The 18,211-nt window shown below is 61.2% G+C and carries 17 protein-coding genes; 13 read left to right on the top strand and 4 right to left on the bottom strand.

Annotated features, from left to right (window positions below; genetic code table 11):
• The first annotated feature begins 165 nt into the window (after window positions 1–165).
• Window positions 166–1,284 (top strand): beta-ketoacyl-ACP synthase III, encoded by a 1,119-nt coding sequence (locus AEP_RS18175; protein ID WP_087496705.1) that lies wholly within the window; start codon window positions 166–168, stop codon window positions 1,282–1,284.
• Window positions 1,285–1,309: 25 nt separating this feature from the next.
• On the opposite strand, the gene AEP_RS18170 is transcribed toward AEP_RS18175, so the two are convergent.
• Window positions 1,310–1,837, bottom strand: coding sequence for a GNAT family N-acetyltransferase (locus AEP_RS18170; RefSeq protein ID WP_087496704.1), 528 nt, complete (start codon window positions 1,835–1,837; stop codon window positions 1,310–1,312).
• Window positions 1,838–1,950: 113 nt separating this feature from the next.
• On the opposite strand from AEP_RS18170, the gene AEP_RS18165 reads away from it, so the two are divergent.
• The 12 genes from AEP_RS18165 to AEP_RS18110 all read left to right on the top strand — a co-directional run bounded on the left by AEP_RS18165 (window position 1,951) and on the right by AEP_RS18110 (window position 14,991).
• Window positions 1,951–2,268, top strand: coding sequence for a 2Fe-2S iron-sulfur cluster-binding protein (locus AEP_RS18165; RefSeq protein ID WP_087497412.1), 318 nt, complete (start codon window positions 1,951–1,953; stop codon window positions 2,266–2,268).
• Window positions 2,269–2,373: 105 nt separating this feature from the next.
• On the top strand, window positions 2,374–4,068 hold the full coding sequence (locus AEP_RS18160) for an AMP-binding protein (RefSeq protein ID WP_087496703.1): 1,695 nt from the start codon (window positions 2,374–2,376) through the stop codon (window positions 4,066–4,068).
• A gap of 131 nt (window positions 4,069–4,199) precedes the next feature.
• Complete coding sequence (locus AEP_RS18155; RefSeq protein ID WP_232459867.1) at window positions 4,200–4,823, top strand: c-type cytochrome; 624 nt, start codon at window positions 4,200–4,202, stop codon at window positions 4,821–4,823.
• On the top strand, window positions 4,820–6,097 hold the full coding sequence (locus AEP_RS18150; RefSeq protein ID WP_087496701.1) for a cytochrome c: 1,278 nt from the start codon (window positions 4,820–4,822) through the stop codon (window positions 6,095–6,097). The genes AEP_RS18155 and AEP_RS18150 overlap by 4 nt, the downstream gene beginning before the upstream one ends.
• Window positions 6,098–6,104: 7 nt before the next feature.
• Window positions 6,105–7,742 carry a bifunctional UDP-sugar hydrolase/5'-nucleotidase UshA gene (gene ushA / locus AEP_RS18145; RefSeq protein ID WP_087497411.1) on the top strand — a complete coding sequence of 546 codons (1,638 nt, stop codon included), beginning with the start codon at window positions 6,105–6,107 and terminating at the stop codon, window positions 7,740–7,742.
• On the top strand, window positions 7,742–9,949 hold the full coding sequence (locus AEP_RS18140) for a PAS domain-containing sensor histidine kinase (RefSeq protein WP_087496700.1): 2,208 nt from the start codon (window positions 7,742–7,744) through the stop codon (window positions 9,947–9,949). Before ushA ends, AEP_RS18140 begins: the two co-directional genes overlap by 1 nt.
• On the top strand, window positions 9,936–10,610 hold the full coding sequence (locus AEP_RS18135) for an RluA family pseudouridine synthase (RefSeq protein WP_087496699.1): 675 nt from the start codon (window positions 9,936–9,938) through the stop codon (window positions 10,608–10,610). The genes AEP_RS18140 and AEP_RS18135 overlap by 14 nt, the downstream gene beginning before the upstream one ends.
• A gap of 45 nt (window positions 10,611–10,655) precedes the next feature.
• Window positions 10,656–11,510 carry a 3',5'-nucleoside bisphosphate phosphatase gene (locus AEP_RS18130; protein ID WP_087496698.1) on the top strand — a complete coding sequence of 285 codons (855 nt, stop codon included), beginning with the start codon at window positions 10,656–10,658 and terminating at the stop codon, window positions 11,508–11,510.
• A 42-nt stretch (window positions 11,511–11,552) separates the two neighbouring features.
• Window positions 11,553–12,176 carry an L-threonylcarbamoyladenylate synthase gene (locus AEP_RS18125; protein ID WP_087496697.1) on the top strand — a complete coding sequence of 208 codons (624 nt, stop codon included), beginning with the start codon at window positions 11,553–11,555 and terminating at the stop codon, window positions 12,174–12,176.
• A 59-nt stretch (window positions 12,177–12,235) separates the two neighbouring features.
• Complete coding sequence (locus tag AEP_RS18120) at window positions 12,236–12,904, top strand: site-2 protease family protein (RefSeq protein ID WP_087496696.1); 669 nt, start codon at window positions 12,236–12,238, stop codon at window positions 12,902–12,904.
• 39 nt (window positions 12,905–12,943) lie between these two features.
• Window positions 12,944–14,278 carry a tryptophan--tRNA ligase gene (locus AEP_RS18115; protein ID WP_087496695.1) on the top strand — a complete coding sequence of 445 codons (1,335 nt, stop codon included), beginning with the start codon at window positions 12,944–12,946 and terminating at the stop codon, window positions 14,276–14,278.
• Between the two features lie 83 nt (window positions 14,279–14,361).
• The gene (locus AEP_RS18110) at window positions 14,362–14,991 is read left to right on the top strand and encodes an FABP family protein (RefSeq protein ID WP_087496694.1); all 630 of its coding nucleotides are present in this window, start codon (window positions 14,362–14,364) and stop codon (window positions 14,989–14,991) included.
• A gap of 35 nt (window positions 14,992–15,026) precedes the next feature.
• Here AEP_RS18110 and AEP_RS18105 read toward each other — a convergent pair whose 3' ends face one another.
• From AEP_RS18105 to AEP_RS18100, 3 genes are read right to left on the bottom strand one after another with little or no spacing between them, the layout of a single operon-like run.
• Window positions 15,027–15,656 carry a hypothetical protein gene (locus AEP_RS18105; RefSeq protein WP_157673208.1) on the bottom strand — a complete coding sequence of 210 codons (630 nt, stop codon included), beginning with the start codon at window positions 15,654–15,656 and terminating at the stop codon, window positions 15,027–15,029.
• 10 nt (window positions 15,657–15,666) lie between these two features.
• Entirely contained in the window at window positions 15,667–16,167 is a 501-nt protein-coding gene (locus tag AEP_RS20785; protein WP_157673207.1) for an SRPBCC family protein, read from the bottom strand.
• A gap of 29 nt (window positions 16,168–16,196) precedes the next feature.
• Window positions 16,197–18,176, bottom strand: coding sequence for a putative bifunctional diguanylate cyclase/phosphodiesterase (locus tag AEP_RS18100; RefSeq protein ID WP_198301854.1), 1,980 nt, complete (start codon window positions 18,174–18,176; stop codon window positions 16,197–16,199).
• Between the last annotated feature and the right edge of the window lie 35 nt (window positions 18,177–18,211).

Here is an 18,211-nt window from a genome sequence, read left to right as displayed (position 1 = left end):
GTCTCCTGCATAGGTCGTGGCACGCGCGCCATGGCGCAGCGTACCGCGAAGAGGTGGCGCCAAATGTCGGCCTTGTAACCCCCGCGACTGCCGCCGCTTGGACAGATAATCCACCGGCACGGCCCGTTAGCCCGGCCCAGACCAACCCAGCCCGAGAAGACATTTATGCATCGCGTCGCCATCAGCAGCACCGGAATCTTCACCCCGCCCGAGGTCATTACCAATGCGGAATTGGTGGCCTCGTACAACGCCTATGCGGCCCTGCAGAACGCCCGCTATGCCGACGAGATTGCTGCGGGCACCCGGGTAGCGCTCACGGACTCCAGCGTGGAGTTCATTGAAAAGGCCTCCGGCATCCAGCGCCGCTATGTCATGGAAAAAACCGGTGTGCTGGACCCTGAGCGCATGCGCCCGCACTTCACACCCCGGCCTGACACCGAGATTTCGCTGATGGCCGAAATTGCGGTCAAAGCCTGCCAGGACGCACTCAAAGCTGCCGGCAAAACCGCAGCCGATGTGGACGGTGTGATTTGCGCCAGCGCCAACATGCAGCGCCCCTACCCGGCCATGGCCATCGAGATTCAGACGGCATTGGGTGTGCAGGGCTACGGTTTTGACATGAACGTGGCCTGCTCTTCCGCCACCTTTGCGCTGGAGCAAGCGGTGAACGCCGTGCGCTGCGGCAGTGCCCGTGCGGTGCTGGTGGTGAACCCCGAGATCACATCCGCCCACCAGGCCTGGATAGACCGCGACTGCCACTTCATCTTCGGCGATGTGTGCACGGCCATTCTGGTGGAGCGCCTGGACCTGGCACCCGCCGGCAGCTTTGAGGTGCTGGGCACGAAGCTGCTAAGCACTTTCAGCAACAACATCCGCAACAACAACGGCTTCATGTCGCGCTCGGAGGACCGTGACCCGGACGACCGTGATCAGCTCTTCCGCCAGGAGGGCCGCAAAGTGTTCAAAGAGGTGTGTCCCATGGCGGCCGAGCACATCGAGCAGCACCTGAAATCTCTGGACCTCACGCCGCAGCAGGTGCGACGTTTCTGGTTGCACCAGGCCAACCTGGGCATGAACCAGCTGATTGCCAAAAAACTCTTGGGGCGGGACGCTACGGTGGACGATGCGCCGGTGATTCTGGACGAATTCGCCAACACGGCGTCGGCAGGCTCCATCATCTCTTTCCACCGCCACCACGCTGACATTGCAGCGGGTGAGGTGGGAGTGATCTGCTCATTCGGAGCAGGCTACTCGATCGGTAGCGTAGTGGTGAAGCGCCTGTAAGGCCAGGCGCTTCGGGGGAACGTCCTTAGTTCAGAGGTCGCTTGAGGCGCATTTCCTCAATCTTGACCGCACCGATCTGGACAGTCTTAGCGGTATTCATCTCACGCTTGAAACCGGCGAGCTCATGGAAACGCATGGCGCGTTCGTTGGCGATCGGCAGCCAGATGCTCACGTTGGCACAACCTTCTTCGAGCAGGCCTTCGCGGGCAGCATCCCACAGGGCCAGGCCCACGCCTTTGTCCCAGTGGCTGGAGGCGACGTAAATGGCCCAAATCTCGCCCATGGTGGGTGGGGTGCCCTTGTCGCGGGAACGGTCAAAACCAACGAAACCGACAATCTTGTCGTCATCCATAGCCACCTGAACCTGGGGTTCGGCGTACTCAATCGCTTCGCGCCAGTAAGCCTGGCGCTTGTCCAAGGGGGTCACGGGAACCGGTGTATCGGCCAGCATGCTTTTGAAGGCTTCGCGAACAGAAGAATTGTGGAGCTCAGCGATGGCTTTGGCATCACGTAGTGTGGCGGGGCGAACCTTGAAAGTAGTCGTACTGGACATGTCTAACGCAAACTCAAGCAAAATTGAAAAAAAGAGCGTGATTGTCGCAGTATTCGACAAAGGCCTCTTACGCTGCCATTTTTCAGGACTTTGACAGCCCGACCACCCACCGGATGACCACCCCCAAAAGCCAAGTAACACCTACAGCAAGCCACCAAGTTTCGGTGCTGCCCGACGGGTTGAACTTCGTGACCAATGGGGTGGCCAGCGTGCTGGAATCCGGCCTGCTAGGGGGTGTGGAACTGCCGAGCTCTTGCCGCAACGGCACCTGCCGCGAATGCATGTGCCGGCTGGTATCGGGCAACGTACGCTATCGCATTGACTGGCCGGGCCTCAGTGCTGACGAAAAGGCCGAGGGCTGGTTTCTGCCCTGCGTGGCCTTGGCGCAGTCGGATTTGCAAATCGAACAGCCCTTCGCGCAAGCGCGCTGAATCGGTACAAACACGGGGGTCGCAGGCATGCGGCACCTAGGGTCATCACCATTGCCCCGTCCGTATGCCAAAAGAACAATGCCCTGAAACCACACAGGGACCACCATGACACCCATCACCGTACAACCTGCCGACCTGCCTCTGGCCTGCCTGTACCGCTGGGAGAAGGAGCGCCCCAACGAAATTTACCTGTCGCAGCCCATGAGTGGCGGGCAGGTGCTGGAGATCACTTGGGCCCAGGCCGCCGGTCAGGTGCGCTGCATGGCCCAGTGGCTGCAGTCCCAAGGCTGGCCTGCCGGCAGCCGGGTTGCCATCATCGGCAAAAACAGCGCGCATTGGATTCTGGCTGACATGGCCATTGCCATGGCGGGATACGTGTCGGTGCCCATTTATCCCACTTTCAACGGTGAGGCCTTGAGCTACATCCTGCTGCACAGCGAGAGCAAGGCCTTGTTTGTGGGCAAGATGGATGACATTGCCAACCTGCGCACCGGTGTCCCCCCTGAGCTGCCACTGATTGCCCTGCCCTTGGCACCCAATATGCATGCCCACCAATGGTTGGAACTGGTCAGCGCCACCAGCCCCATGGCTGCGAGCCCTGAGCCCGCAGGAGAGAACACCAGCACCATCATTTACACCTCGGGCACTACCGGCAAGCCCAAGGGCGTGGTGCACACCTTCAACAGCATGGCCTGGGGCGTGAGCTGCGCCACGCAGCGCTTCCCCATGAGCAGCGCGGACCGCTATATCTCGTACCTGCCTCTGGCGCATGTGGCAGAACGCATGTTGATTGAGCAGGCATCCCTGCGCTATGGCGGGCACATATTCTTTGCCGAGTCTTTGGACACTTTTTTGCAGGACCTGCAGCGCGCCCGGCCCACCATCTTTTTCTCGGTGCCGCGCCTCTGGGTCAAGTTCCAGCAGGGTGTGCTGGGCAAGGTACCGGCCAAGAAGCTGCGCACCTTGTTGAGCCTGCCTGTCATCAGCACATTGGTACGACGCAAGATTCTCAAGGGCCTTGGCTTAGACCAATGCCGCATTGCTGCAGGGGGGGCAGCGCCGATGCCCGCCGATGTGCTGCAGTGGTACCGCAACCTGGGTCTGGACCTGGTGGAGGTCTATGGCATGACCGAAAACAGCGGCGTGTCGCACTCCACTTTGCCCGGCTCGCGCCAGACCGGCTCGGTCGGCAAACCCTATGACGGTGTGGAAAGCAGGATAGACACCGACAGCGGCGAGATACAGATGCGCAGTCCGGGCCTGATGAAAGCCTACTACCGCGAACCTGAGCTCACCGCCGAAACCTTGACGCCGGACGGCTGGCTGCGCACCGGGGACAAAGGTCACATGGACCGCGAGGGTTACCTCAGCATTACCGGGCGGGTCAAGGACATGTTCAAGACCAGCAAGGGCAAATACATCGCACCCGCGCCGATTGAGGACAAGCTGGTCACACACAGTTCCATAGAAGCTTGTGCGGTGACGGGCGCCAACTTTGCCCAGCCGTTTGCTTTGGTCATGCTGTCACCCGACGCTATCGATCTGAGCAAAACTTCGGAAGGACGAAACACCTTGGAGAAGGCGCTGGAGGTGCATTTGCACGACGTGAACCAGCAGCTGGAACCGCACGAGAAGCTGGATTTTCTGGCTGCCGTCACCACCACGTGGACCGCAGAAAACGGCATGGTGACCCCTACTTTGAAGGTCAAACGCCCTTGCATAGAAACCGCCTACGGCCCATCGTTTGAGCGCTGGTCCCACATGAAAAAAGGGGTAGTCTGGGCTGACAGCACCGCATAAGGCAGCTGGGGTAAGCTCACCCCATGCGAGCAAGCCTGACCTTCCTCCAGCGCAGTGCCATCACTGCGCTTTTTTGTTTCTGTTGCGTACTACTCGCGTGGCCTCTAGCTGGGCATGCACAGCCCGGCGGCATGGCAGAACGGACACGCGCCTGCACAGCCTGCCATGGCGAGCAAGGCAAGGCCGGGCCCGATGGCTACTACCCCCGAATTGCAGGGAAACCTGCCGGCTACTTGTACAACCAGCTGCAAAACTTTCAGGAAGGGCGCCGCCAGTACAGCCCCATGCAGCACCTGATTGCCCCCCTGAGCGACGATTACCTGCGGGCCATGGCGGACTACTTTGCCAGCCTGCATGTGCCCTACCCTGCGCCAGCAACTGCCACGGTAGCCCCTGATGTCCTCGCGCGCGGCAAGGCGCTGGTGCTGCAGGGCGATGAAAGCCGGCGCTTACCCGCCTGTATCGCCTGCCACGGCCAGGCCCTAACTGGACTACAACCCGGTGTTCCCGGCTTGCTCGGCTTGCCGCGTGACTACCTGAACGCCCAACTGGGCGGCTGGCAAACCGGCCAGCGCAGAGCCCACGCGCCCGACTGCATGGCAACCATCGCCAAGCGCCTGAGCGATGCAGACGTGAATGCCATCTCCCAGTGGTTGTCGTCCCAACCCGTGCCTGCCAATAGCACGGCGGTATCGGCGCGACCAGCGCGATCCGCGCAGCTGAGCCCCCTGCCTGAATGCGGGAGTGCGCCATGAAAAAGATTTTTGCCGGACTCTGCGCTGCGGCTTTGTTGTTTGTAGTGGTAGCGGAATGGGTGGCCCCGGCGGTGCGCAAGTCAACGCCATCGCCGCAAGCTCTACCCGCGATCCAAGACGCCACTCGGGTGCAGCGCGGCGCTTACCTGGCACGCCTAGGCAATTGCGCCCAATGCCACACCGCGCGTGGCGGACAGGCATACGCGGGAGGGGATGGCTTGCAAACGCCCTTCGGGCGTGTGAATCCCGGCAACCTCACTCCCCACCCCACCGCCGGCATTGGGCAGTGGAGCGAGGGCGACTTCTGGCGTGCCATGCACCAGGGCGTGGGACCTGACGGGCGCGTGCTGAACCCCGCCTTTCCGTACACCAGCTTCACCCGGGTGAGCCGCGCCGACAGCGACGCCTTGTTTGCGTACCTGCGCACCCTGCCTGCATCTGACACGAAGAACAAGTCGCACGAGTTACCTTGGCCACTCGGCACCCAAACCGCACTCACTGCATGGCGCATCCTGCATTTCAGCGAAGCGGAAACATCAACCATCGCCCAGGTAGATGCGCCCCCTTCGGCACGCCGAGGCTCTGAACTAGTGCAAGGCCTGGGGCACTGTGCCGAATGCCACACCCCGCGGAACCGGCTGGGCGGTCTGCGCACATCCGCCGCTTGGAATGGTGCCACTTTGCCCGATGGCCGCTGGTACGCGCCCGCCTTGAATGACCCATCGGAAGCAGGACTCAGTAACTGGGAAGCTGCTGACATTGTCACCCTGCTGACGCGAGGGCAGCACCAGCAAGCCTACGTGGCGGGCCCGATGGCAGAAGTCGTGCGCAACAGCACCCAGTACCTGGAACCCGGGGATGCCCTGTCCATGGCGCTGTACCTGCAAACATTGAACAAGGGAACGGCCGCCCCTAAGCCAGCGGCTGCCTCAGGTCGCGAGAACGCCTTGGGCGCAAAGCTGTACGAAAAACACTGCGCCCAATGCCACGGCAAAAACGGAGAAGGGGTGGAGAACGCCTACCCTGCCCTGGCAGGCAACCGCGCTGTGCTGATGGACAGCACCAACAACCTGGTCCTGATCTTGCTCAAAGGGGCCTATGGGCCATCCACCACCGGCAAACCGCAACCCTTCGGCATGCCGCCGTACCAGTTTGCACTCAATGATGTGGAGATGGCCAACGTGCTCAGTTTCATTCGCAATAGCTGGGGCAATCACGCGCTGCCGGTGACTGAGTTTGATATAAACAAGATTCGCAATGCCCCTGACCGATAGGCCCACCATGCACCCCTCTTTCCGACTGATTTCCCTTTGTTCCGCGCTCGTTTTGGCGGGCTGTGCAGGCCTCCCTTCAAAAGGCCCTCAGCCGGACAAGGAGTACGCCATCACCATCCTCCACACCAACGACCACCATGGCCGTTTCTGGAAAAACCGTGATGGCGAATACGGCATGGCCGCGCGCAAAACCGTGGTGGATCAAATCCGCAAGGAAGTGGCGGCCGCAGGCGGCTACAGCCTGCTGCTCGATGGTGGCGACGTGAACACCGGCGTGCCCGAGTCTGACCTGCAAGACGCCGTTCCGGACTTCCGCGGGATGAACCTGCTGGGTTATGACGCGATGGCGGTGGGAAACCACGAGTTCGACAAGCCCCCCGTGGTGCTGCAGATGCAGCGTGACCTGGCGACCTTCCCGATGCTGTCCGCCAACATCTACCGTGATGGCAAGCGCATGTTTGAGCCCTACAAGCTGTTCAACCTAGGGGGCGTGCGCGTGGCGGTGATGGGATTGACCACCGAAGACACCCAGAAGATGGTGCACCCCGACAACATCCGCAACATCGAATTCCGCAATGCGCAGACTGAAGCTGCGAAGTTGGTTCCCGAGTTGCGCGGCAAAGCCGACGTCGTGATCGCTGCCACGCACATGGGGCACTACGAGAACGGCACCCATGGCACCCAGGCACCCGGCGATGTGGAACTCGCGCGCGCGGTCAAAGGCATTGACATGATCGTGGGCGGCCACACCCAAAACCCCGCCTGCATGAAGGCTGAAAACGTACTTGACCGCGCGTACGTTCCCGGCGGCGACTGCAAGCCTGATCGCCAGAACGGCACTTGGGTCGTGCAAGCGCACGAATGGGGCAAGTACGTGGGCCGTGCCGACTTCACGTACAAGAACGGTGAGTTCAAGCTGGTGAAATACGCGCTGATCCCCATCAACCTCAAAAAGCCGGTCAAAACGGCGGACGGCAAAACCAGCCTTGTGACCTACACCCCGGAGATCGCAGAGTCCCCAGAGATGCTGCAAATGCTCAAGCCTTTTCAGGAATTTGGGCAACAAAAGCTGATGATGGAAGTGGGTAGCAGCGATGGCAAGCTCGAAGGCGACCGCAGTGTGGTTCGCAGCCAGCCCGCCGCTTTGGGCGTGATGATCGGCCGCTCCATGATGGAGAAAACCAAGGCGGACTTTGCCGTGGTCAACGCGGGTGGCGTGCGCGATTCGCTCCCGGCAGGCAAGATCACGTACAAAGACGTAGTCACCGTACACCCCTTCGGTAACACCATTGCTGTGGTGGATTTCACGGGCAAGGAAGTCATGGATTACTTGGGTGTCATTGCGAAAATGACACCGGGCTCCGGTGCCTTCCCGCAATTTGCAGGAATACGCCTTGTCATCGACAAAGGTGCGGTGGTGCAAGCCACCGTAGCGGGTAAAGCCATTGACCCTGCTGGCAAGTACCGCATGGCCATCAATAATTTTGTGGCCTCGGGCGGAGACGGTTACCCCAAAGTGGTGGGGCACCCCAGCTACGTGGACACCGGCTTTGTGGATGCGGACGTGCTTCGTGGCTTTATTGCTGCACACAGTCCGCTGAAAGCTGCTGATTTCCAGCCGGGTGACCAAGTGGTTCGCCGCTGATGCCTTCGTTCCCCCGTAATCGCAGGCCGCAATTCAACCTGCGGACGGTGCCCGCGCCCTGGGCGGAAGGTCGTGCAGGCCAACACATGATCATCGACGGCTATGCGCCGTCTCAGATGATTGAGGACCTGCGCAAATACCAGGCCGAACTTGAAATCCAGAACAAGGCGCTTCGCTATTCGCAACAGGAAGCCGAAGGCGCCTCGGAACGATTTGCCACCCTGTTCTCCAATGTGCCGCTGGCCCTGATGGTGGTAGACGAGGGTGGCCTGGTGCTGGCGAGCAATGCCATGGCACTGCGCCTGTTTCAGCCGCTGGAAAATGATCCCCCGCTGAATTTCCTGCTGCCATTTGTAGGTCCCGAACACACAGATGAAGTGGCAGTGGCCTTCTCCAGCGCGCGCCAAGAAGGTACCAGCGAAGTCAATGAGGTGCAGTTCCTGTCGGGAACGCAAGGCACGTTCACCGGCGATCTGCACATTGCCCGCATCGAGAACCCCAGCGACGATCTGGCGCACTTCATTTGCGCCGTGATTGACCAAGGGCCGCTACTCACCCAGCGCCATGCTCTGTTGGAAAGTGCGGCCGTTCTACGCCAGCGCAACGAGGACCTGCTGCTGAGCGAGAACCGCATGGCGGCCATCATCAATTCGTCGCTGGATGCCATTTTGTGTATCGACGACAAGCAACTCATTACCGTCTTCAACCCGGCCGCTACCGCCTTGTTTGAATGCCCGGCGGAGCAGGCTTTCGGCGCCCGCGTGGGGCAGTTCTTGCCCGATGTGGAAAGAGCCCTGAGTGAAGGCAATGTGCCTGCGCAGGCCATGCTGGGCGAGTTCACCGCCACCACATTGGGCGGCAAGCAAATCTATGTAGAAATCAGTGTGTCGCTGGAGCGCCGCTTGCGTACCCGCACGCCCTTTCGCTCAGATGACCCCAACGCCATTGCCATGCGCGGACAGCCGGGCATGCAGGGCTCCATCACCACAATTTTTGCGCGCGACCTCACCTCCAAAAAGCTGGCTGAAGCCCAACGGATTGCCCTGGAAACCCAGCTGCGTGAATCACAGAAAATGCAGGCCATGGGCACCATGGCCGGCGGCATTGCGCACGACTTCAACAACATCCTGAGCGCCATTCTGGGCAACGTGGATCTGGCCAAGCAGGACACGCCTGCCGGGTCATCCGCCCTGGTGAGCCTGGTAGAAATTGAGAAAGCCGGCCGGCGCGCCCGCGATCTGGTGCGCCAGATTTTGACCTTCAGCCGTAACGAGCCGCCCAAGCGAGTACCTATCCAGCTGGCCGAAGTCATTCACGAGACCCAGCGCCTGGTGCGCGTGGCCATTCCGCCGGGCGTGGATTTCAAACTAGTGGTGGCCGAGGGCTGCCCCTTGGTGCTGGCCGATGCGACCCAAGTCGAGCAGGCCCTTCTAAACCTGTGCACCAACGCCATCCTTGCGCTGGGACACAACAAAGGCTCCGTGACCATTGAGCTGAGTACTACGACCCTCTCACTGCCGTTCAATGACCGCATCGGCGTGCCCCCAGGCCGCTATGTGACTTTGCGCGTGCGCGATACCGGCAGCGGCATGAGCCAGCAAACCATTGAGCGCATCTTCGAGCCTTTTTTCACCACCCGCCAGGTGGGCCAGGGCACCGGGCTGGGCTTGGCCGTGGTGCACGGAATCATGCAAACCCACCAGGGAGGTATTGATGTGCAGAGCGCCCCCAACGAGGGCAGCGTATTCACGCTGTATTTCCCCGCCACAGGTGCCGCGCCGGTAGAGGCCTCGGAGCCCGAGCCGGTCACCGAAGTAGAAGGCCGCGGCCGGCACGTTATGTATGTGGACGATGACCAGGCACTGGTTTTTCTGGTGAACCGGGTACTCACCCGCAAGGGTTTCAAGGTCACGGTGTTTACCGACCCTCTGGAGGCCGAAGCCGCCCTGCGCAGCCAGCCAGAGATTTACGACCTGCTGGTCACCGACTACAACATGCCGGGCTACAGTGGCCTGGACTTGCTGCGGGATGCCAAAGCCATCCGTGCCGACCTGCCCGTGGCAGTGGCCTCCGGCTATGTCACCCCGGAAATCGAGCAACGGGCCCTGCAAGAGGGCGCCAGCGCCCTCATCTACAAACCTAATGATGTGAACGAACTGTGCGAAACCGTGCAGCGATTGATCAGCCACCCCGATGCACAGCCCTGACGACCACTACAACCCGCCTGCCCAGACCGAGCTGCCCGTGGTGTACGTGGACGATGCAATGCTGGTGCTCAACAAACCTGCCGGCCTGCTGACCGTACCCGGCCGCGGAGAAGCCAAACAGGACTGCCTGAGCAAACGTGCGCAAGACGAGTACCCGGAAGCCCTGATCGTGCACCGGCTGGACCGGGACACCTCGGGCCTGGTGGTCATGGCACGCGGCATAGTCGTCCAACGGGCTATCAACCTGTCTTTCGAAAAAAGGCTGGTGGACAAGCGCTACGAGGCCGTAGTGATCGGCCTGCTGCCGGTCAGTGACGACTGGCACGAAATCGACCTGCCCTTACTGGTGGACTGGCCCAACCGCCCCAAACGCACGGTCAACCATGCCGAAGGCCAGCAAGCCCTGACCCGCTGGCGCTGCATCGCCGTGGATGCCGCCCGAGGATGTTCACGCGTGGAGCTGGAGCCGGTCACGGGCCGCACCCACCAACTGCGCGTACACATGCAGGCCTTGGGCCACCCCATGCTGGGCGACACGCTGTACGCCACCCCGGAGGCCCTGGCCCTGTCAGACCGCTTGCAACTGCATGCCCGCACCTTGTCCATCCCCCACCCGGTCAGCGCTCAGGTGGTGGAATTCATCGCGCCCGTGCCGTTTTAAGCCCCGTGCGGCAGTGCAGGCGGGGGCAGCGCCTAAAATGAAGCGGTGACCAACATACTCAACGCTGACCTCCATTGCCACTCTGTGGTGTCCGATGGCACCCTCACGCCGGAAGCCCTGGCCGAACGCGCCAAGTCCAACGGCGTGGAACTCTGGGCCCTGACCGACCACGACGAGATCGGTGGCCTGCAACGCGCCCGTGACGCCGCGCACGCCCAAGGCATGCGCTACCTCACCGGGGTGGAGATTTCGGTCACGTTTTTGCACCAGACCGTGCACATCGTCGGATTGGGCTTTGATGCCGACAACGACGATTTACGCCTCGGGCTGCAACGCACCCGCGGCGGGCGCAAAGAACGGGCCATGGAAATGTCCGACGGGCTGGCCAAAGTTGGCATCAAAGACGCCTTTGAGGGTGCCCTGAAATTTGTCGGCAACCCCGAACTGATTTCGCGCACCCACTTCGCCCGCTTTCTGGTTGAGACCGGGGCCTGCAAGGACACCAATGAAGTCTTCCGCAAGTACCTGACCGAAGGCAAACCGGGCTATGTGCCCCACCGATGGGCGACCCTGAAGGACGCCGTGCAATGGATCACTCAAGCCGGTGGCATGGCCATCATCGCGCACCCAGCGCGCTACAAGTTCAGTCCGAACGAGGAATTTGCCTTGTTCACCGAATTCAAGGGCCACGGTGGCCAAGGCGTGGAAGTCGTAACGGGCAGCCATTCGGCGGCTGAATACGTGACCTATGCGGGCACCGCCAAGGAATTCGGTTTGGCTGCTTCGCGCGGCAGCGATTTCCACAGCCCGCTGGAGAGCCACACCGAACTGGGCACCCTGCCTTACCTGCCCGGCGGCCTGACCCCCGTGTGGGAATTGCTCAGCGCACGCATCCAGTAACCCGACAACCTTTGAGGACCGGCGCTTTGGCGCCACCCCGCCATGGCGCAGTTTTTCGACGTTCACCCCGACAACCCCCAGCCCCGCTTGCTCAAGCAAGCCATCGCCCTGCTGGAAAAAGGCGGCATTCTGGCGGTACCCACCGACTCCAGCTACGCGCTGGTCTGCCACCTGGACGACAAGGCCGCGGCCGACAAGTTGCGCAGCATCCGCGGGGTGGACGACAAGCACCACCTGACCCTGCTGTGCCGCGACCTGAGTGAGCTGGCCAACTACGCGCGAGTCGACAACAGGCAATACCGCCTGCTCAAGGCCGCTACACCGGGCGCCTACACCTTCATTCTGGAAGCCAGCAAGGAAGTGCCGCGCCGGGTCAGTCACCCTTCCCGCAAGACCATAGGTCTGAGGGTGCCTGAGCACCAAGTGCTCCAGGAGCTTCTGGCGCACTATGGATCTGCGCTGCTAGCTACTACTTTGATAGCAAAAGGTGAGTCCGAGCCACTCAACGACGCACAAGACATCCGCGAACGCTACGAGCACCAGATCGCGGCCGTCATCGATGCAGGTGCCTGTGCACTGGAGCCCACCACCGTCATTGACCTGACCGGCGATGAGCCGGAGCTGATTCGCCAAGGTGGCGGAGACCCCGCATTGCTTGGGCTCTGAAGCCGGCGGGGTATCCTGATTTCACCGCCCTCCCCTGACCAACTGAGAAAACCTCCCCTGTGGACATTGCCAACCTGATCCAAACTGTCGCCATCTATGCCTTGCCGGTGCTATTCGCTATCACCGTGCACGAAGCGGCTCACGGCTATGCGGCCCTTTACTTCGGCGACAAGACCGCCGCCATGCTGGGGCGCATCACCCTTAACCCCGCCAAACACATAGACCCGGTAGGCACCATCCTGATGCCGCTGCTTTTGTACTTTGCGACCTCGGGCGCCTTTTTGTTTGGCTATGCCAAGCCCGTGCCCGTGCGGTTTGGAAACTTGCGCAACCCCAAGCGCGACATGATCTGGGTGGCCCTGGCAGGCCCGGGTGCCAACTTGGCCATGGCGCTGGCATGGGGTATAGGCATGTACCTGCTGAGCGGCGCCGGCGTGACCGAACCCTTCTTCCTGAAAATGTGCGAAGGCGGTGTGCTGGTTAACGTGGTGATGTTCGCGTTCAACCTCTTCCCACTGCCTCCGCTGGATGGCGGGCGCATCATGGTCGGACTGCTGCCGCTCAAGCAGGCACTGACCTTCTCGCGCATTGAGCCCTGGGGCTTCTTCATTGTGATGGCGCTGGTGATTGCCGGTGTGCTCAGCGCAGTGTGGATGCAGCCCGTGATGTCGCTGACCTTCGGCTTGCTGGACTTGCTGCTCACCCCTTTTTCCATGCTGGCGCGCTGAAGCGTCACCCCCCCAGATTCGACTGATAGATTTGCACCCATGAGTACTGTTCGCTTCCTCACCGGCATCACCACCTCCGGCACCCCGCATCTGGGCAACTACGTGGGCTCCATCCGCCCCGCCGTGCGGCATAGCAAAGCGCCGGGCGTGGAGAGTTTTTACTTTCTGGCCGACTACCACGCGCTCATCAAAATCGACGAGCCCGAGCGCATCCAGCGCTCCACGCTGGAGATTGCAGCGAGCTGGCTGGCCGCGGGCCTGGACCCCTCGCATGTGACCTTTTACCGCCAGTCGGATGTGCCTGAGATTCCGGAACTCTGCTGGTTCCTGACTTGCGTGACAGGCAAGGGCGTGCTCAACCGCGCCCACGCCTACAAGGCCTCGGTGGACAAAAACACCGCCGCCGGCGTCGACCCGGATGCCGATGTAACCGCCGGCCTTTTCATGTACCCGGTGCTCATGGGCGCGGACATTTTGATGTTCAACGCGCACAAAGTGCCCGTGGGGCGCGACCAGATTCAGCACATCGAAATGGCGCGCGACATGGCAGCCAGCTTCAACCACCGCTATGGCGAGCACTTCGTGCCGCCCCAGGCCGAGATTGAAGAGTCTGTCGCCACCCTGCCCGGCCTGGACGGCCGCAAGATGAGCAAGAGCTACGACAACACCATTCCGCTGTTCAGCAGCCGCGAACAGCTCAAGAAGCTGATTGCCGGCATCAAGACCGATTCCCGCGCACCCGGCGAGCCCAAGGACACCGAGGGCTCGGCCCTGTTCCAGATCTACCAAGCGTTTGCCTCGGAAGAAGAGACCGCCAAGCTGCGCCAGGCGTATGCCGACGGCATTGCCTGGGGCGACGCCAAAACCATCCTGTTCGAGCGCATTGACCAGGAAATTGCCCCCATGCGCTCGGCGTATGAAGATTACATGGCGCACCCTGAAAAGGTGGAGGCTCTGTTGCTGGCCGGTGCGGCCAAGGCACGCGCCATCGCCACGCCTTTCATGACCCAGCTACGCAGCGCCGTGGGTCTGCGTCGCCTAAGTGCCGCTGCACAGACTGGTGCAGCCAAAGCAGACAAAGTGGCGCTGGCGTCCTTCAAGCAGTACCGCGAGAAAGATGGGCAGTTTTACTTCAAGCTCGCCGCGGCCGATGGGACGGTGTTGCTGCAAAGCAAGGCCTTCGCATCCGGCAAAGACGCCGGGCAGACCATTGCGCAATTGCAGCGTGAAGGCGCTGCCGGGCTCCCCGGACTGCAATCCTCGTTGGAGCCCGTGGATGCTGCAGGCGTGGCAGCCGCAAGCGCTGCCTTGGATGCACTGGCAGCCGCTGCCGCTGAAGCCGCCAAAGAAAAGGCAGCCAAGGCACAGGGCTGAATTGCTATTTATTTGATAGCTACTCGAGCAATAGCGACGAGCGCTAGCAGTCGATTTAACCCCCAGCCGGACGGAGCAAGACCATGAGTGACTTTCCCAAAGACATTTACACCGAACCGCATCCGGTTGATGTGAACACATTGGCCAACCTCGGCCCGCTGCGAGGCATGGCAGGCGTCTGGGAAGGCATGCGGGGCCTGGACGTGAAGCCCAAAGCCGAAGGCCCCAAGAAGCAGGCGTTTCACGAGCGCATCGAGCTGCAGCCCATAGACCCGCAAACCAACGGCCCCCAGCTGCTCTACGGCCTGCGCTACCACACCCATGTCACCAAACCCGACCAGGTCAAGACCTACCACGACCAGGTGGGTTACTGGCTCTGGGAGCCGGCTACTGGCACAGTCATCCACACGCTGACCATCCCGCGCGGGCAGGTGGCCATGGCAGCAGGCAAGGCCAGTGCAGACGCCACCGAGTTTGAGCTGGTAGCCACCCATGGGCTGGACACCTATGGCATCTGCTCAGCGCCGTTTTTGCAGCACGCGTTCAAGACCACCGAGTTCCGCATCAAGGTGACCCTCCACGCCGATGGCACCTGGAGCTACGACGAAGACACGGTGCTCCAGATTCTGGGCCGCGACGAGCCCTTCCACCACACCGACCGCAACACCTTGCACAAGGTGGCCGAGCCTACGCCCAACCCGCTCGCACGCTAAGCAGGCAAAGGCAACCGGGGGCTATCTGAGGGCACTCAGGGCGCCAGCACTCGCACCTGCAACAAACGTCGAGCCTCGGCGCTGCCCTCGCTGCTAAAACTGCCTTGGCGAGCCGGAGCGTTGCCGGTGGCGGCAATCGTGACCCATTGGCCCAAAGGCGTGGTCACCGTGGTGCTGAGCTGGTTGCGGGTCTGGCGCGGCATGTCGGCGTTGTTGCGCATTGCCATGTCAGTTTGCTGCACATCGACCTCTACCGTCGCATCCTTGTTGCCACCCGGCCAGCGCGGCGTTACGGTGATGCTTTGGCCCACGTCGAACCACTGCACGGATTGCGTGACACCGCCTCCGCTGCTGCTGACCGAGGTGCCGCCGGCGCTAATGCTGTTGCTCTGGCTGTTGGCAGATTGCACCCACTGCATGGGCACGGACTGGTTCATGCGCAGGCTGCCCTTTTCGCCATTGCGGACCTGGATCTTCTGGGGTGCCATCAAAGGCGCATCGGGTTTGGTGCCCAAACGCATGGCGCCGTCTTCCCGGCCCTCCTCCACCTGGCGCAACTCGACCGTCAGATCCCGCTTGGGCAACTGCGCATTCGCGGTGGCGCCCACCAAAGGCAGTGCTACCACCAGCACGCGCAACACGGCAGAGGAGATGTGTTTCATCATGGTTCGGGCCTCACAATGCCGGCGGGAGGCCGGTCTGGCTTTGAATGGACAGGCTTTTGAGCCACAAGTCATGCCCATCGTACATCCGGTGGGGCTGCAGAAGGTGCATCAAGCGGGCGCCCCAGCCATGTTGGCTTTCCTCGGTACGCACCAGGCAGCCGCCTGCCTTGGGAATGATGAGCCAAGCGTGATACACATATGCCCCCATGCCGGTGCCGTCCCAAGCGATACGCTCACAGGGCACAAATTCCTGAACCCGGGATGTGATGCTGACGCCGAAGGTCTTCCAGTGGAACTGCACACCCAAGGATAAGTCACGGCTTTTGTCGCGGATCCAGTCGACTTTGGAGTTGGCGTACCAGGTGGGCCACAACGGCTCGCGCACCAGCCAGGCCCAGATATGTTCTGCGCTGGCGGGAATGAACATTTCGTTGACCACATGCACCGGCACATTCGCAGGGTGGAAGTGCTCGGGCCAGTGGATTGCGGGGTCGGAAACAGGTGATGTCATGCGATTGCTCAGTGCTAATCCGGCAAGCCTCAGGCCACACCGGCATTACGTTCCAAGGACCAGGTCTGGAACTGCGACAGGGGCAAGGCCTTGGAGAACAACCAGCCCTGCCCCAGATCGCACCCGGCCTCGCGCAGCAGGGTGGCGGTCATTTCGTCCTCAATGCCTTCCGCCAACACTTTGAGACCCAAGTCGTGCCCCAACTCAATCGACGAGAACACAATCGCCTGCTCTTTGCTGCCGACAGCCAGGTTGTCGATGAAGGACTTGTCAATCTTCATTTCCTGCGCCGGCAGTTGCTTGAGGTAAGTGAGTGAAGAAAAGCCGGCGCCGTAATCATCGATCGAGAGTTGCACGCCCAAGGCCATGAAGCTGGCCATGCGGGCCAAGGCGTCCTCAGGGGATTTGAGCAGCACGCTCTCGGTCAGCTCAATGATCACCAGGTGAGGCTCCAATCCGCTGTTCGCCAAATGGCGCTGCACAGTTTGCAGGACCTCGGGTTCATGCAGCGCGTCGGCCGACAGGTTGATGGATACGCTCACCCCGGGCAGGCGGGTCTGCCATGCCGTGCAGTCTGCCAACGCGCGGGCTACCGTCCAGACAGAGAATCGACGCAGCAGTCCGGTGGACTCGATGATGGGGATGAACTTGTCCGGTGGAATCATGCCGTCCTGCGGGTCGTTCCAACGGGCCAGCGCTTCAGCGCCGACCACCCGGCCCGTTTTCAGGTCCAGTTGCGGTTGGTAGTGCAGCATCAGGCGGTTTTGCAGCACCGCTTCGCGCAATTTTTCGTAGAGGTGATTGCGGTCTACAAAGTGGCTGCGCAAAGCCGAGTCGAAGAACTGGTATTCCAAACGGTTGTCCACCGCAAACAGCAGGGCCTGGCCTGCGTTGCGCATCAATTCATCGGCCGAGGCATCGGCATCCAGGCGCTGCGCTGCCACGCCGAAGGCCATTTCGACGTGCACTGCAAACTCCCCCAAGTCAGCGGCGTCGCGCAAGTGGGCAATTGCTTGCAAGGGTCGCACCGCATCGGCACCTACCGTCCGGCTGTGCAGGACGATGCCCAGGGTGTCCTGACCCACCCGCCCGAGAGCGACAAGACCTGCCAAGTGCTTTTCCAGCAAGCTGGCCAATTGGCGTAGCGACTCGTCCACCTTCACCGAGCCCACGATGCTCACCAATTCCGGTACCCGGAAAAAGCGCACATGGGCCACTAGCAGATAGCCCTCGTTGCCGGCATGCAGTTTCAGACTTTCTTCTAACTCGGCCGTCAGACCTTGGCTATTCAACAGCCCGGAAGGCACGTCATGCATAGCGTTGTGTTGCAGGGCCTCCCAGTGCCGCTTCACTTCGCTGGTGTGATAGCCCACCAAATCCCACAAGTGCGTCTGAAAACGGCTGCGCAAAAGATTGAAATAGGCTGCGGTCAGAACGTTAAAGAAATAGGCAATGCCGTAATAGAAGCAGTGCGCATCCAGGTACTTCCAATAGCTCCAGTGATTGGAGCTGTAGTACATCAGCAAAGGCACCAGCACCGCGTAGGCCACACCCACCACCCAGCCGGTCTTTTGTCCGCGCAAAAAAAACACGAGGTAAGGAAACACAAAGGTCCAGTAAGGCGAATCACCCGTCTGCCCGCCAAACACCACGTTCGAGGCAAAGATCACAAAGCCCGCGAACACCAGCATGTTTTCCGACACTACGGGTGGCGCGTTCCGGCTGGTCAGAAAAATGGCAGGGGCCAACAGCAAGCCCACCTCCAGCAACTGGACGACGCCCAGCGTAAACAAACGCGCATCAGACTCCTGCTGCACATTGCCGATGCCGAAAGCCAGCAAGGTCAGCGTACCGATGATGGTGAAAATCAGGGTGTTGCTGCGCCGGCTCGCCGCCGGCATGATTTGTTGCTCGCCCACGCCCAACAGCTGCCACAGGGTTGCACGCAGGGTCTGCGGCGGTGGTGGCGGGCTCTGCCCTAGCGGCAAGGGGGAGGCATTGGAGTCCATCTTCATCCCTGAACGACGTATTTTTCTGGTTTCCG

The sequence above is a fragment of the Curvibacter sp. AEP1-3 genome (assembly GCF_002163715.1).
Taxonomy (GTDB): Bacteria; Pseudomonadota; Gammaproteobacteria; order Burkholderiales; family Burkholderiaceae_C; genus Allorhodoferax.
This window is presented reverse-complemented; position numbering and strand designations above follow the sequence as displayed.

What these genes read in the sequence shown, in the direction of transcription:
- AEP_RS18175 (WP_087496705.1), top strand. Translation starts at nt 166, where the DNA reads ATGCATCGCGTCGCCATCAGCAGCACCGGAATCTTCACCCCGCCCGAG.
- AEP_RS18170 (WP_087496704.1), bottom strand. Translation starts at nt 1,837, where the DNA reads ATGTCCAGTACGACTACTTTCAAGGTTCGCCCCGCCACACTACGTGAT.
- AEP_RS18165 (WP_087497412.1), top strand. Translation starts at nt 1,951, where the DNA reads ATGACCACCCCCAAAAGCCAAGTAACACCTACAGCAAGCCACCAAGTT.
- AEP_RS18160 (WP_087496703.1), top strand. Translation starts at nt 2,374, where the DNA reads ATGACACCCATCACCGTACAACCTGCCGACCTGCCTCTGGCCTGCCTG.
- AEP_RS18155 (WP_232459867.1), top strand. Translation starts at nt 4,200, where the DNA reads ATGGCAGAACGGACACGCGCCTGCACAGCCTGCCATGGCGAGCAAGGC.
- AEP_RS18150 (WP_087496701.1), top strand. Translation starts at nt 4,820, where the DNA reads ATGAAAAAGATTTTTGCCGGACTCTGCGCTGCGGCTTTGTTGTTTGTA.
- ushA (WP_087497411.1), top strand. Translation starts at nt 6,105, where the DNA reads ATGCACCCCTCTTTCCGACTGATTTCCCTTTGTTCCGCGCTCGTTTTG.
- AEP_RS18140 (WP_087496700.1), top strand. Translation starts at nt 7,742, where the DNA reads ATGCCTTCGTTCCCCCGTAATCGCAGGCCGCAATTCAACCTGCGGACG.
- AEP_RS18135 (WP_087496699.1), top strand. Translation starts at nt 9,936, where the DNA reads ATGCACAGCCCTGACGACCACTACAACCCGCCTGCCCAGACCGAGCTG.
- AEP_RS18125 (WP_087496697.1), top strand. Translation starts at nt 11,553, where the DNA reads ATGGCGCAGTTTTTCGACGTTCACCCCGACAACCCCCAGCCCCGCTTG.
- AEP_RS18115 (WP_087496695.1), top strand. Translation starts at nt 12,944, where the DNA reads ATGAGTACTGTTCGCTTCCTCACCGGCATCACCACCTCCGGCACCCCG.
- AEP_RS18110 (WP_087496694.1), top strand. Translation starts at nt 14,362, where the DNA reads ATGAGTGACTTTCCCAAAGACATTTACACCGAACCGCATCCGGTTGAT.
- AEP_RS18105 (WP_157673208.1), bottom strand. Translation starts at nt 15,656, where the DNA reads ATGATGAAACACATCTCCTCTGCCGTGTTGCGCGTGCTGGTGGTAGCA.
- AEP_RS20785 (WP_157673207.1), bottom strand. Translation starts at nt 16,167, where the DNA reads ATGACATCACCTGTTTCCGACCCCGCAATCCACTGGCCCGAGCACTTC.
- AEP_RS18100 (WP_198301854.1), bottom strand. Translation starts at nt 18,176, where the DNA reads ATGGACTCCAATGCCTCCCCCTTGCCGCTAGGGCAGAGCCCGCCACCA.